A 13,478-nucleotide genomic window follows, 5' to 3' on the forward strand; every position below is an offset into this window, starting at 1 on the left:
AAAATGGCACCCGAGGGTGCCATTTAGGAAACTTTCTTAGAAGTTCGATTAGAACTTGTAAGTTACTGCAACGTAGTGACCGAAGCCTGTTGATTTGAATCCATCAGTATCTTTAATACCGTAGATGTCTTTGTAACCTTTTAGGCCGTAACCAACAGCAAAACGATCTGAGTGCCAGTAGATACCATTGTACATTGCACCACCGTTACTTGCAGAAGAGTACTTGTCTTCCAGACCAAATTGGTAATCGATGTAACCTTGGTAAGAGACGAATGAACCGTTCTCGAAGAAGTAGAAAGGTTTAAACCAGTTTGCAGAAACTTGGTAACCGTTCCAATCTTTGTTGTTTGAATCGTATGTACCGTAAAGGTTTAGGCCAATTTTGCCTAACCACGGAACCATTACGTCAGAACCTAAACCAACTTTTTGAGTGTTAACGCCAGAGTTACCACCCCATTCCATAAGTGTAGATACGTAAAGCTCTTGAACTGGACCGAAAGAAAGATCTTTACCTGTAAGTCCGTCTAGAGACATACGAGGAGCGAACTTCATGAACATCTTTTCAGCACCAGCTTTATCGCTGCCTGGATCAGACGTTAGGTTGAATACGTCAACATAGCCATAAAGGTCGAAGATTCCCGAGCGGCCACCGAATTCCATCTCTAGGTAATCATGTGAAGACTCACCTGGAAGTTCGTCAATTGCAGCCATAAGGTTGAATTGCATCCATTTGTAATCGTTCTTATGGATGTCGCCGTCAGAATAATCAGCCGCCATTACTGGAGCAGATGCTGCTGCAAGTAGGCCAAGAGTTAAAAGTGATTTACGCATAATGGAACTCTCTATGTTTGAAATAAGTAACCCGCTAATCCGTGCGTGTTTATGATGTCCGAATGCCGAGCATAATAGCGATTTTGTTCTCAAATAAAAGTGAGACGGAGTGAAAATTACAATTATTAAGGTGAAGCTGATCACACTAATGATCTAAATGATGGAACTTTAATGTGGCAATGCATCTTGATGCACCTCTAATTCTATTGATTTTGTGAAACTCGATTATTTTGTGGATAAATAGGTGAAATACTGTGCTAAGCAAACGATTCTACTAATTAGAGTGACATGCATATCAAAATCAACAGTATTCATTTCTAAGCGTTTTCTCTTTAAAAATGACTCATTCAAACCTCCTTTCAATCTTGTCTTTGATCTATTTTTGACCAACTGCGTAATGATGTTGGAATCAATTGATGAACAACTCATGTGATAAGTGACTAGGACCTTGAACCTAGCTACTTTTTGAATCACGGAGAATTAAAGACAGTTCACTGCACTAGATTTTGAGACAATTTTTAAAGGTTAGTTATTGGACTAATCATTTGTGTGACGAACTGGTCTAACTTTTTTGGAGAGAAGACCGATGAAATATTCACCAATACTCGCGGTAGCGATATCAGCCCTGTTCATTGTTGGGTGTGATGATGACGACGAACCAACAACTCAACTTCAAGCTGTACATGCATCGCCAGATGCTCCGTTGGCTAATGTGTTAGTAAATAGTCAGGCTCGTTGGAGCGGTGTCGATTATGCTCAAGCATCCGGATATGCCTCAGTAGATCAAGGACAGACAACTCTTCAAGTCGATGTTCAACTCCCAGGTGACGCTGTTGCTACTGTTATTTCTCCAAGCCAATTCGATTTAAGCGGTGAATTAGATTACACCGTGATGGTCGTTGGTGACGCTGATGGTTCGAACAACCCTGTGGAGGCCTTAGTAGTGACTCGTCCTGCTGAAGGGACCGCAACGAGTTCTACCCTAGACGTACAAGTGGTTCATGCTGCGACGGGTGTTGGCGATGTAAACCTGTATGTGACAGGACCGACTGATCCACTAGGTGCACCACTGGGGACCCTAGCATACAAAGATTTCACCGATGTTCTTAATATCCCTGCAGGGCAATACCGTGTGAGACTGGAAACGGTCAGCGGTAACGCTATCGCATTCGACTCAGGGGAGATTACTTTACCCGCAGGCAGCGAATTGACGATTGCCGCTGTGCCGAGAGCTGATTCGAATAGCGCCTCACCTGTGAAGTTAATGGTTATGGACGGTAGTGGATCTTCGTTAATCTACGACATGGCTGAAACCGCAGAAGTAAGAGTAGGGCATTTAGTTGATGGAGCACCTGACGTCGATGTTTACGTTAACGCGGCTAAATTTGCACCTCTTGATGGCTTATTGTTTAAAGAGATTCGTGGCTTCTTAGATTTAGCAGCAGATAGTTATGACATTGATATTTACGAAACGGGAACAACGTCTCCAACATTTATCGATGTCGATGGTCTAGCTGTATTTGCCGGTATGGATTACAGCATTTATGCGGTAGGGACCGTAACACCGCTGAATCTAGAGCCTTTGGTAGTTCCTGAAAACCGTCGTCCGGTTGCGACCAGTGCGGTGTTAAACATTACCCACGCCGCTGCTAACCCAATTGCGGCATCGGTGGATATCTACTTAACAGAAAACGCGGGGATCTCTGGTAGCACTCCGGCGCTAAGTGATGTGAAATTCAGAGATTATGCGAATGGCATTTATGTTGCGGCGGGGTCTTACTTTGTGACGATTACTGTAGCGGGTCAGCCTTCAGTTGTGGCTATCGACTCTGCGCCCGCAACCTTAGCTGATGGTGTGGTGTATCAAGTCGTGGCGATTGATGATTCGATGGGTACGGGTTTTAACCTAATTGTCAGTGAAACAACAGACTAGATCTGAAGACAGAACGTAGAAGAGGGTAGATCAATGCTACCCTCTTCTTATTTGTTTTCTTTGACTCTATTCTTGGTTAGTTTTGGCTTTCTCTAATAAATCCGTGAAAAAGTGGCGTAACGAGTAGAGCATGATCAAACTTGGAATCACCATAAGTGCGGTCAGTATAAAGAAGGTTGACCAATCATTGAGGTAATCGACCAATTCACCACTAAATGAAGCCAGTGTTGTTCGACCGAAGTTACCCAAGGATGCGAGTAATGCATATTGGGTTGCAGAAAAGGCCTGCCCAGTTAATAACGTTAAGAAAGAGACAAAAGCTACTGTTGAAAAGGCGGTCGTGAAGTTATCGACAATAATCGTTGCCAAGAACAGTGTTTCACTTGGGCTTGCTTGAGCGATCCATGCAAACATTAGATTACTGGCTGCCATGGCAACACCGCCAATCATCAGTCCGCGTACAATGCCGAATTTTACATTGAAGACGCTGCCTACCAAAGTGAAGAATATCGTCGCGCCCCAGCCAATTAACTTGGAGTAATGACCGATCTGTTCATTACTGAAACCTATCTCTTTATAGAAGGTGATCGACATGCGACCTAGGAAGGCTTCACCTATCTTAAATAGGAATACGAACAGCAGTAGGGTGATGGCAACTTGAACTCCGTTTCGTTTGAAGAAGTCATAAAACGGTTCTAACACGGTAACACTGAACCAAGCCACGACTTTCGAACCGACAACCTTATTGTGGCGTTGCTGAGCCTGTTCTTGCAGGGCTTCGCGTTGTGTATTTGGCTCTCCGACAAAAAGAGTAAACAGCATTAGTACGACAACGACGCCTGCCATTCCGTAATACACGCCATTCCAACCGATTGAGTCTGCGTTAATAAAGGCAAGGTAGCCTGGTAGAGAATACCCCGTCCACCAACCAATTACGGCCATTGCAGAAGCTTGCGGCAGTTTTGATGCTTCGGATTTTGGGAAGGTATCAATACGAAATGCATCAATCGCGATGTCTTGCGTGGCTGAGGCAATGGCAATAGCGAGCGCCAACATTGAAGTAAACGCCAAGTTCTCTGCGGGATTGACGCCTGCGATGAATAAGGTACCGATTAAAACAATGGATTGGCAGAAAAAGATCCAACTGCGTCGCTGGCCGAGTATTGCGTGAAGCACCGGCAGTTTTACTCGGTCTACCAATGGTGCCCATAGAAAGTTAATCGCATACACGGCAAACACACTGCCAAAGTAGCCGATGGCAGCACGCGTTAAACCTGCATCTTTTAGCCAACCAGACATATTGGATCCAATAAGAACCCATGGGAAGCCACTCGAACAGCCGAGCATAAACACCCAAAGTAGGCGTTTATCTAGGTAGCTGCGGAAAGTCTGCATCCAAGAAAGAGAGGGAGTGCCTGATGACATAGGGCGTCCTTGTGTAGAAAAACGCCCTTAAGAAATAAGGGCGTTAGATTGGATTACTTAAGAAGGGTCACTTTAGTGATGACGATTGGGTCAACTGGTATGTCTGACATGCGGCCCATTCGCTTGGTTGGAATCGTTGCCATCTTTTGAACAACATCAAAACCTTCAGTTACTTTGCCGAATACAGCGTAGCCTGGGTTGCTACCTTTTGCGTTCAAGAAGTCATTATCAGAGAAGTTAATGAAGAACTGACGAGTTGCAGAATCTGGCGCATTAGTACGAGCCATCGCGATTGTTGCTGTATCGTTCTTCAAGCCATTGCTGCCTTCATTCTTGATAGGAGCGTAAGTTGCTTGTTGATTCATCTCTTGATCGAAGCCGCCACCTTGAGCCATAAAGCCAGGAATAACACGGTGGAAGATAGTGCCTTCGTAGCTGCCGTCTGCCACGTATTTTAGGAAGTTCTCCGCGCTAACCGGTGCTTGTTCTTGGTTAAGCTCAATAGTGAAGTCGCCTAATGTTGTTTCCACGTTTACTTTAGGACCAGCCCAAACGCTTACGCTCACTAGCATTAATGCGATAGAAGATAAAATACGACCCATTAGAAACGTTCCTTCATGTAAGTTTGTAGCTCTTGGTCGTTAGCGATCTCAGTAAGAACCAAGTTGATCACGTCATTAAGAACCATAGAGATGTCGTCGTTAGATGCACTCAATGCACCAGTGCGTGTTGCAGTGCCGTTGAATGTTTTAACTAGTTTGCCTTCAGGCGTTTCAGCGGTAACTTCAAGCGTTACTTTACCGTCCATTTTGTTTTCCATAATGGTGTGCTCTACGGTAACGAGTGCTTCTTGAATCTCTAAAACAATCGAGTTTTCACTGTTTACGCTCGCACGAAAACCTTGAGACTCTAACTGCTGTGCAACAGCATTTTCTAGAGAGATACGCATGTTTTGCTTAGCGTGAATTGGCTGAATGTTTGAACGGCCACTATCAACCAATGCAACATATTGAGCGGCACGAACATCTTTACTGGTTAGTGTGTATGTTTTGCCTTGTACAAGGTTGCTTGAGCTTAGTGAAGCTTCTGGCATTACATTGATCTGTTCTTGCTGAGGGGCTGAACATGCTGTCAAAGCCATAATAGAAGCAGCCAAAATCAGTTTTTTCATTCCTTTATCCTTTCTAAATTCACACCAGAAGCTCGGTATCTTAAATTCTTGTGAAGTCGTTTCTGCTTATTTATTAAAATTCGCAGGTTCTCTTGTTGCTTGTAATATCTCAAATTTTTGGTTTAGTTCAAGCGTTTCAACGTTAGCTTCACCAAATAGTCTTGCTAGTTTGACATCGTATCCGAGGTGTCGGTTGCCAATAACAATTAATTTGCCTCCATTGCTTAGAACATGCTTTGCATCACAGAACATTTGCCACGCAATGTGATCCGTAATCGCTTGTTGCTGATGGAATGGAGGATTACACATCACTAAGTAGGTGCTGTTTTTCTTGAAGCCATCTAAACAGTTGTTGGCGATGAACTGGAAGTTGCCTTCTTCACCAAGGTTATCTTTGACGTTTTGGCGCGCCGATTCCACCGCCATAAAGCTTTCATCCACACAGGTGATACGGGCTTGTGGGTTCAATTGCCCTGCTTTTACACTCAATACACCGTTGCCACAACCAAGATCGATGATATGACGTAGCTCAGGATCTTGAGGGATGTGCTCTAGCATATAGCGAGCGCCTTGATCGAGTGCTTCCCCTGAGTAAACATTTGGTAAATTTTTCAGGCGGATATCTTCACCGTCTACATCCCATTCAACAAAAGGCTCTACCGTTTGAATTGGCTGGCAGTTTGGAGATGAGAAGACTAAGCGGTGTTTTTTCTTCGCTAGTGATGTTTTGGTTTCGCCTAGGTATTTTTCGAACAGGTTAAGCGTAGAGGTGTGAATCTCTTTTACCTTGTTGACGCCGATCACTTGGCAGCCTTCAGGCAATGCTTGGCGTAGCTGGCTCAGTTGCCAGATTAGGTGACGATTTGTTTTTGGCAGCTGCATGATCACAAGGTCGATACCGTGTGGGATATCATCCATCGTGTTCAAGAAGTTCACTCGGTTACTTTGATTGCGCTGCAAGTTTTTCAGGGCACCGCGATGAGAGATAAATGAGTCGCTCATCATGGTGACATCATGATCTTTCGAGAACCAAGCGGATAGGGCACCGAAGCTGTCGTTCATGATCAGGATGTGTTTGCCAGGTTCGAGGTTCATCTCTTCAACATGACTGATCAGGTATTCGTCGCCCGCATCCCAAGCTTGAAGGGTTTCATTTGAACGTTTCGGGAAACGATGTAAGGTTAAAGTTCTATCGTGAAGGGTAAGTTCGGTTTTCATTGCTTGAGATACTTATGTTAGAAATAACAAAGATATTGTCTCAAATGCAGGCTGAACAAGATAGAAAAAACTCAACCAAACCTACGCCATTCGCTATCAAATACTCAGACAGTCGACCGCTTAGGGTTTATACTCATCCCACGGATAATGCCAATACGTTATTAAGGAATCACAATGATCCAAGAAGTTATCGAAACAAAATTGCACAATGAGTTTTCACCAAGTCATTTAAACGTGGTTAATGAGAGCTATATGCACAATGTTCCGGCCGGTTCTGAGAGTCATTTTAAAGTGATTGTTGTCAGTGATGTGTTTGAAGGATTGCGTCTTATTGCTCGTCATCGAGCGGTAAATAAAGCTCTTTCAGAAGAGCTAGCGAATAATATTCACGCACTGTCCATTCACACTTATACAAAAGATGAATGGATGAAGCAGCTCGATAACGTGCCAGACAGCCCTATGTGTATGGGTGGTGGCAAATAACACAGCGAGCATATTGACAAAAGGTGGTGATGCCGCCTTTTTTGTCGCCAAACCTATGTGTTTTTCGTTGTTATATCACTCAAGCTGATGGCAATTTGAACGACTAAAAATACCTACAATGAGTAATGTTTTTATTAACAGTGTTTCAACATAACTCGTAAAATAATAGTTTGTGACAGAGTATTAATCTCTTGTTTAAAACACGTTTCAAAAGCCATTTTATCTGTGCGGCTCGTCAAATTTATACATATTTTAGAGTCCATATGCTTCAAATCTCACCAAATATAGGCCGTATTCAAGTTATTGGTCATGGCATCAAGTTGTCAAAAAATGCTAGAATACGGCACCTGATAAATCTCACATAATCTTTGTGGTGAATTTATTAATGTAATGTTGCGATTTTGGTATCTCAAATTTACCAAAACCGGACACTGTAATGTCGTGTCTAAGGGCGATTTTAAAACGTCCTGAATTTACGCAATTAAAAGAATCTTTTTCCCGATAAAGTAGTGCAAGTGCGTATGATTACAATAAAGAAGGGTTTGGATCTTCCTATCGCAGGAACTCCATCCCAGGTGATTAATGATGGTAAGTCCATCACTAAAGTCGCCTTGCTTGGCGAAGAGTACGTTGGTATGCGTCCTACGATGCATGCTCGCGTTGGTGATGAAGTGAAGAAAGGCCAAGTTCTTTTTGCAGATAAAAAGAACCCAGGTGTTGTATTTACTTCTCCAGCAAGCGGTAAAGTTATTGAAGTGAACCGTGGTGCTAAGCGTGTTCTTCAATCAGTAGTGATTGAAGTAGCAGGCAATGAGCAAATTACGTTCAATAGCTATGAAGCTAACCAACTAGCAAGTCTTGACCGTGAAACGGTTAAAGCTCAGTTAGTTGAGTCTGGCGCATGGACCGCTTTGCGAACTCGTCCGTTCAGCAAGGTTCCAGCAGTTGATTCTGAAACTCAGGCTATTTTCGTTACTGCTATGGATACTAATCCGCTAGCAGCTGAGCCAGAATTAATCATTAACGAGCAGTCTGATGCTTTCGTTGCTGGTTTAGATCTTCTTTCAACTCTGACTAACGGTAAAGTGTACGTTTGTAAAAAAGGTACTAGCTTACCTCGTTCAGCTCAGTCTAACGTTGAAGAACATGTTTTTGATGGCCCACACCCTGCAGGTCTTGCAGGCACGCATATGCATTACCTATACCCGGTAAATGCACAAAATGTAGCGTGGAGCATTAACTACCAAGACGTTATCGCATTCGGTAAGTTGTTCCTTACTGGTGAGATTTACTCTGAGCGTGTTGTTTCTCTGGCTGGTCCAGTAGTTAATAACCCACGCCTAGTTCGTACTCAAATTGGTGCTAGCCTTGAAGAGTTGACGGACAGCGAGTTGATGCCAGGTGAAGTTCGCCTGATCTCAGGTTCAGTATTATCTGGTGTTCACGCTTCAGGTCCACATGCTTACCTTGGCCGTTACCATCAACAGGTTTCGGTTCTTCGTGAAGGTCGTGATAAAGAGCTATTTGGCTGGGCTATGCCTGGTAAGAACAAGTTCTCTGTTACTCGTTCATTCCTTGGTCACGTGTTTAAAGGTCAGTTGTTCAACATGACAACGACAACAAACGGTAGTGATCGCTCTATGGTTCCAATTGGTAACTACGAGAAAGTAATGCCATTAGATATGGAGCCTACTTTGCTGCTTCGCGATCTATGTGCTGGCGACGTTGATAGTGCACAAGCACTTGGTGCGCTAGAGCTAGATGAAGAAGATTTAGCACTGTGTACCTTTGTATGTCCTGGTAAGTACGAGTACGGTCAGTTACTTCGTGAATGCCTAGATACAATTGTGAAGGAAGGGTAATTTTCATGGGCCTTAAAAAGTTTATTGAAGACATCGAGCATCATTTTGAACCAGGTGGTAAACACGAAACGTGGTTTGCGCTTTACGAAGCTGCAGCAACACTTTTCTACACACCAGGTACAGTTACAAAGAAAAGCTCGCATGTCCGTGATAGCGTTGACTTAAAACGTATCATGATCATGGTTTGGCTTGCGGTATTCCCAGCAATGTTCTGGGGTATGTACAACGCAGGTGGTCAAGCTATTGCAGCACTAAACCACATGTATTCAGGTGCAGAACTAGTTTCTATCATTGATGGTAACTGGCACTACTGGCTAACCGAAATGCTTGGAGCCTCCTTAGGAGCCGATGCAGGTTGGGGCAGTAAGATGCTCTTGGGTGCGACTTACTTCTTACCTATCTACGCGACGGTCTTTATCGTTGGTGGTTTCTGGGAAGTACTGTTCTGTATGGTGCGTAAGCACGAAGTTAACGAAGGTTTCTTTGTTACTTCTATCTTGTTCGCGCTTATTGTTCCGCCAACACTTCCTCTATGGCAAGCTGCACTAGGTATTACCTTCGGTGTTGTTGTTGCTAAAGAGATTTTTGGTGGTACGGGTCGTAACTTCCTAAACCCTGCACTTGCTGGCCGTGCGTTCCTATTCTTTGCATACCCTGCTCAGATTTCTGGTGACGTAGTTTGGACTGCAGCTGATGGTTTCTCTGGTGCAACAGCGCTTAGCCAATGGGCTCAAGGCGGTGGTAGCGCTCTAATGAACACGGTATCTGGTGAGACGATCACTTGGATGGACGCATTCATTGGTAACATTCCAGGTTCTATCGGTGAAGTATCAACGCTTGCACTTATGATCGGTGCTGCAATGATCGTATACATGGGCATTGCTTCATGGCGCATCATTGCTGGTGTTATGATCGGTATGATTGCTGTATCAACATTGTTTAATGTGATCGGTTCTGACACTAACGCAATGTTCAGCATGCCTTGGCACTGGCACCTAGTTCTAGGTGGCTTCGCATTTGGTATGTTCTTCATGGCAACAGACCCTGTATCAGCGTCATTTACCAATGGTGGTAAGTGGTGGTACGGCATCCTAATCGGCGCAATGTGTGTAATGATTCGTGTAGTTAACCCTGCATACCCAGAAGGCATGATGCTTGCGATCCTATTCGCAAACCTATTTGCTCCTCTGTTTGACCACGTTGTAATCGAGAAGAACATTAAGCGGAGACTAGCGCGCTATGGCAAGTAATAACGATAGCATTAAAAAGACGCTGTTTGTTGTTATCGCATTGAGCTTAGTGTGCTCAATCATCGTTTCAACAGCTGCAGTTGTTCTTAAACCTAAGCAACAAGCTAACGCAGTTCTGGATCAGCAAACTAAGATCCTTGAAGTTGCGGGCATTGAACTTGCGGGTAATATTCCAGCACTGTACGCAGAGAACATTGAACCTCGTCTAGTTGATTTCGCTACTGGCGATTTCGTTGACGGCGACGCTGCTGCATACGACCAACGTAAAGCGGCAAAAGATCCAGCTCAGTCAATCAAGCTTTCAGCTGAAGATGACATCGCTAAGATCATTCGTCGTGCTAATACGGGTACTGTATACCTAGTGAAAGATGGCGCTGAAACTTCTAAAGTTATCATCCCTGTTCACGGTAACGGTCTATGGTCAATGATGTACGCATTCGTTGCGGTAGAAACCGATGGCAACACAGTTTCTGGTATCACTTACTACGAGCAAGGTGAAACTCCTGGACTTGGTGGTGAAGTTGAGAACCCAACTTGGCGTGCTCAATTCGTTGGTAAGAAATTATTCGACGAAAACCACAAACCTGCTATTCAGGTTGTTAAAGGTGGCGCTCCTCAAGGTTCTGAGCACGGTGTAGATGGCCTTTCTGGTGCAACACTGACTAGCGTTGGTGTTCAACATACATTTGACTTCTGGTTAGGTGATATGGGCTTTGGTCCGTTCCTAGCAAAAGTTCGTGACGGAGGTCTGAACTAATGTCTAGTGCAAAAGAAATTAAAAAGAGCATCTTAGCGCCGGTGTTGGACAACAACCCAATTGCGCTACAGGTTCTTGGTGTGTGTTCTGCTCTTGCGGTAACCACTAAGCTAGAAACAGCATTTGTTATGACTATCGCGGTAATGTTCGTTACTGCTCTGTCTAACTTCTTCGTTTCTTTGATCCGTAACCACATTCCTAACAGTGTGCGTATCATCGTTCAGATGGCAATTATCGCATCACTAGTAATCGTGGTAGACCAAGTGCTTAAAGCATACCTATACGATATCTCTAAGCAGCTATCTGTATTCGTAGGCCTAATCATTACTAACTGTATTGTAATGGGTCGTGCTGAAGCATTCGCAATGAAGTCTGCGCCAATCCCATCTCTAATCGATGGTCTTGGTAACGGTCTTGGTTACGGTTTCGTTCTTATCACTGTTGGTTTCTTCCGTGAGCTTCTAGGCTCTGGCAAACTATTTGGTATGGAAGTACTACCTCTAGTGAGCAACGGTGGTTGGTATCAGCCAAACGGCTTGATGCTTCTAGCACCTTCTGCATTCTTCCTAATTGGTTTCTTGATTTGGGCAATTCGTGTGTTCAAACCAGAACAAGTAGAAGCGAAGGGGTAAGGTAGTCATGGAACATTATATTAGTCTGCTAGTTAAATCGATTTTCATCGAAAACATGGCGCTTTCGTTCTTCCTAGGTATGTGTACATTCCTAGCGGTATCTAAGAAAGTTAAAACTTCTTTTGGTCTTGGTGTTGCGGTAGTTGTAGTACTTACAATCGCTGTTCCTGTAAACAACCTTGTTTACACACACATCCTGAAAGAAAACGCGCTTGTTGAAGGTGTCGATTTAAGTTTCCTTAACTTCATCGCATTCATCGGTGTTATCGCGGCACTTGTACAAATCCTAGAGATGGTTCTAGACCGTTTCTTCCCACCTTTGTACAACGCACTAGGTATCTTCCTTCCACTGATCACAGTTAACTGTGCAATCTTTGGTGGTGTATCTTTCATGGTAACTCGTGACTACAACTTTGCTGAATCTGTTGTTTACGGCTTCGGTTCTGGTGTGGGTTGGATGTTAGCTATCGTTGCTCTTGCGGGTATCCGTGAGAAGATGAAGTACTCTGACGTACCTCCAGGTCTTCGTGGCCTTGGTATCACGTTCATTACTGTTGGTCTGATGGCGTTAGGCTTTATGTCTTTCTCTGGTGTTCAACTGTAGGGTAAGCACCCAGTAATAAGGAATAACAAATGTTTAGTATTATTCTTGGCGTAGCGATGTTTACCATTATTGTACTGGCTCTAGTACTAGTGATTCTTTTCGCTAAGTCTAAGTTAGTACCATCAGGTGACATCACTATTTCAGTAAACGGCGACCCTGAAAAGGCGATCGTTACTCAACCTGGTAGCAAGCTACTTGGTGCCCTGGCTGGCGCTGGTATCTTCGTATCTTCTGCTTGTGGTGGCGGTGGCTCTTGTGGTCAGTGTCGTGTAAAAGTTAAGTCTGGTGGTGGCGACATCCTTCCAACTGAACTTGATCACATCACAAAAGGTGAAGCTCGCGAAGGCGAACGTCTTGCATGTCAAGTTGCTATGAAAACTGACATGGAGATTGAACTAGACGAAGATATCTTTGGTGTTAAAAAGTGGGAATGTACTGTTATCTCGAATAACAACGAAGCTACTTTCATCAAAGAACTTGCTCTAGCGATCCCTGAAGGTGAAGAAGTTCCGTTCCGCGCGGGTGGTTACATTCAGATTGAAGCTGAACCACATCACGTGAAATACGCAGATTACGATATTCCTGAGGAATACCGTGGTGACTGGGATAAGTTCAACCTATTCCGTTACGAGTCTATCGTTAAAGAACATTCAATCCGTGCTTACTCAATGGCTTCATACCCAGAAGAGAAAGGTATCATCAAGTTGAACGTTCGTATCGCGACTCCGCCGCCAAACAACCCTGATGTTGCTCCTGGTGTGATGTCTTCATACATCTGGTCTCTTAAAGAAGGCGACAAATGTACTATTTCTGGTCCATTTGGTGAGTTCTTTGCTAAAGACACAGACAATGAAATGGTATTCATCGGTGGTGGTGCAGGTATGGCGCCTATGCGTTCTCATATCTTCGACCAACTTAAGCGTCTTAAGTCTACTCGTAAGATGTCTTACTGGTATGGCGCGCGTTCTAAGCGTGAGATGTTCTACATTGAAGATTTCGATGGCCTAGCGGCTGCAAACGAAAACTTCGTGTGGCACTGTGCACTGTCTGATCCTCAACCAGAGGACAACTGGGACGGTTACACTGGTTTCATCCACAACGTACTGTACGAAAACTACCTGAAGGATCACGAAGCTCCTGAAGATTGTGAGTACTACATGTGTGGTCCACCGATGATGAACGCTGCTGTTATCGGCATGCTGAAAGATCTTGGTGTAGAAGATGAAAACATCCTACTAGATGACTTCGGTGGTTAATCCACTTAAGTGATTGATATTATGGCTGACTCCTACGAGTCAGCCATTTGTTTTTC

General features: G+C 44.0%; 13 protein-coding genes. 8 read left to right on the forward strand and 5 right to left on the reverse strand.

What is annotated here, in order from left to right:
* Window positions 1–48: 48 nt before the first annotated feature.
* Window positions 49–831 (reverse strand): outer membrane protein OmpK, encoded by a 783-nt coding sequence (locus tag ACED46_RS10165; protein WP_017059903.1) that lies wholly within the window; start codon window positions 829–831, stop codon window positions 49–51.
* Between the two features lie 586 nt (window positions 832–1,417).
* Here ACED46_RS10165 and ACED46_RS10170 point away from each other — a divergent pair.
* Window positions 1,418–2,764 carry a DUF4397 domain-containing protein gene (locus ACED46_RS10170; protein ID WP_371721380.1) on the forward strand — a complete coding sequence of 449 codons (1,347 nt, stop codon included), beginning with the start codon at window positions 1,418–1,420 and terminating at the stop codon, window positions 2,762–2,764.
* Between the two features lie 66 nt (window positions 2,765–2,830).
* Here ACED46_RS10170 and ACED46_RS10175 read toward each other — a convergent pair whose 3' ends face one another.
* The 4 genes from ACED46_RS10175 to ACED46_RS10190 all read right to left on the reverse strand — a co-directional run bounded on the left by ACED46_RS10175 (window position 2,831) and on the right by ACED46_RS10190 (window position 6,578).
* On the reverse strand, window positions 2,831–4,189 hold the full coding sequence (locus ACED46_RS10175; RefSeq protein ID WP_371721381.1) for an MFS transporter: 1,359 nt from the start codon (window positions 4,187–4,189) through the stop codon (window positions 2,831–2,833).
* 53 nt (window positions 4,190–4,242) lie between these two features.
* A complete protein-coding gene (locus ACED46_RS10180; protein WP_017059906.1) occupies window positions 4,243–4,791 on the reverse strand; it encodes a peptidylprolyl isomerase in 549 nt (182 codons plus the stop codon).
* Window positions 4,791–5,360, reverse strand: a complete 570-nt coding sequence (locus ACED46_RS10185) for a YajG family lipoprotein (protein WP_017059907.1) — start codon at window positions 5,358–5,360, stop codon at window positions 4,791–4,793. The genes ACED46_RS10180 and ACED46_RS10185 overlap by 1 nt, the downstream gene beginning before the upstream one ends.
* Window positions 5,361–5,426: 66 nt before the next feature.
* On the reverse strand, window positions 5,427–6,578 hold the full coding sequence (locus ACED46_RS10190) for a methyltransferase (protein WP_017068516.1): 1,152 nt from the start codon (window positions 6,576–6,578) through the stop codon (window positions 5,427–5,429).
* 174 nt (window positions 6,579–6,752) lie between these two features.
* Between ACED46_RS10190 and bolA the strand changes: the two genes are divergently transcribed.
* The 7 genes from bolA (at window position 6,753) to nqrF (ending at window position 13,422) form a co-directional block, all read left to right on the forward strand.
* A complete protein-coding gene (gene bolA, locus ACED46_RS10195) occupies window positions 6,753–7,061 on the forward strand; it encodes a transcriptional regulator BolA (RefSeq protein ID WP_017064186.1) in 309 nt (102 codons plus the stop codon).
* A gap of 521 nt (window positions 7,062–7,582) precedes the next feature.
* A complete protein-coding gene (locus ACED46_RS10200) occupies window positions 7,583–8,923 on the forward strand; it encodes a Na(+)-translocating NADH-quinone reductase subunit A (protein ID WP_032545690.1) in 1,341 nt (446 codons plus the stop codon).
* Window positions 8,924–8,928: 5 nt separating this feature from the next.
* Window positions 8,929–10,173 carry an NADH:ubiquinone reductase (Na(+)-transporting) subunit B gene (locus ACED46_RS10205; protein ID WP_010439046.1) on the forward strand — a complete coding sequence of 415 codons (1,245 nt, stop codon included), beginning with the start codon at window positions 8,929–8,931 and terminating at the stop codon, window positions 10,171–10,173.
* Window positions 10,163–10,930, forward strand: coding sequence for a Na(+)-translocating NADH-quinone reductase subunit C (locus ACED46_RS10210; RefSeq protein WP_004735209.1), 768 nt, complete (start codon window positions 10,163–10,165; stop codon window positions 10,928–10,930). Before ACED46_RS10205 ends, ACED46_RS10210 begins: the two co-directional genes overlap by 11 nt.
* Entirely contained in the window at window positions 10,930–11,562 is a 633-nt protein-coding gene (locus tag ACED46_RS10215; RefSeq protein WP_008223083.1) for an NADH:ubiquinone reductase (Na(+)-transporting) subunit D, read from the forward strand. The genes ACED46_RS10210 and ACED46_RS10215 overlap by 1 nt, the downstream gene beginning before the upstream one ends.
* Window positions 11,563–11,569: 7 nt before the next feature.
* A complete protein-coding gene (gene nqrE, locus ACED46_RS10220; RefSeq protein ID WP_009848375.1) occupies window positions 11,570–12,166 on the forward strand; it encodes an NADH:ubiquinone reductase (Na(+)-transporting) subunit E in 597 nt (198 codons plus the stop codon).
* A gap of 29 nt (window positions 12,167–12,195) precedes the next feature.
* Window positions 12,196–13,422, forward strand: a complete 1,227-nt coding sequence (gene nqrF / locus ACED46_RS10225; protein WP_017059912.1) for an NADH:ubiquinone reductase (Na(+)-transporting) subunit F — start codon at window positions 12,196–12,198, stop codon at window positions 13,420–13,422.
* Window positions 13,423–13,478 lie beyond the last annotated feature (56 nt).

It is taken from the genome of Vibrio sp. 1S139 (genome assembly GCF_041439475.1).
Taxonomy (GTDB): domain Bacteria; phylum Pseudomonadota; class Gammaproteobacteria; order Enterobacterales; family Vibrionaceae; genus Vibrio; species Vibrio crassostreae_C.

What these genes read in the sequence shown, in the direction of transcription:
- ACED46_RS10210 (WP_004735209.1), top strand. Translation starts at nt 10,163, where the DNA reads ATGGCAAGTAATAACGATAGCATTAAAAAGACGCTGTTTGTTGTTATC.
- nqrE (WP_009848375.1), top strand. Translation starts at nt 11,570, where the DNA reads ATGGAACATTATATTAGTCTGCTAGTTAAATCGATTTTCATCGAAAAC.
- ACED46_RS10185 (WP_017059907.1), bottom strand. Translation starts at nt 5,360, where the DNA reads ATGAAAAAACTGATTTTGGCTGCTTCTATTATGGCTTTGACAGCATGT.
- nqrF (WP_017059912.1), top strand. Translation starts at nt 12,196, where the DNA reads ATGTTTAGTATTATTCTTGGCGTAGCGATGTTTACCATTATTGTACTG.
- ACED46_RS10200 (WP_032545690.1), top strand. Translation starts at nt 7,583, where the DNA reads ATGATTACAATAAAGAAGGGTTTGGATCTTCCTATCGCAGGAACTCCA.
- ACED46_RS10180 (WP_017059906.1), bottom strand. Translation starts at nt 4,791, where the DNA reads ATGGGTCGTATTTTATCTTCTATCGCATTAATGCTAGTGAGCGTAAGC.
- ACED46_RS10170 (WP_371721380.1), top strand. Translation starts at nt 1,418, where the DNA reads ATGAAATATTCACCAATACTCGCGGTAGCGATATCAGCCCTGTTCATT.
- ACED46_RS10175 (WP_371721381.1), bottom strand. Translation starts at nt 4,189, where the DNA reads ATGTCATCAGGCACTCCCTCTCTTTCTTGGATGCAGACTTTCCGCAGC.
- ACED46_RS10205 (WP_010439046.1), top strand. Translation starts at nt 8,929, where the DNA reads ATGGGCCTTAAAAAGTTTATTGAAGACATCGAGCATCATTTTGAACCA.
- bolA (WP_017064186.1), top strand. Translation starts at nt 6,753, where the DNA reads ATGATCCAAGAAGTTATCGAAACAAAATTGCACAATGAGTTTTCACCA.
- ACED46_RS10165 (WP_017059903.1), bottom strand. Translation starts at nt 831, where the DNA reads ATGCGTAAATCACTTTTAACTCTTGGCCTACTTGCAGCAGCATCTGCT.
- ACED46_RS10190 (WP_017068516.1), bottom strand. Translation starts at nt 6,578, where the DNA reads ATGAAAACCGAACTTACCCTTCACGATAGAACTTTAACCTTACATCGT.
- ACED46_RS10215 (WP_008223083.1), top strand. Translation starts at nt 10,930, where the DNA reads ATGTCTAGTGCAAAAGAAATTAAAAAGAGCATCTTAGCGCCGGTGTTG.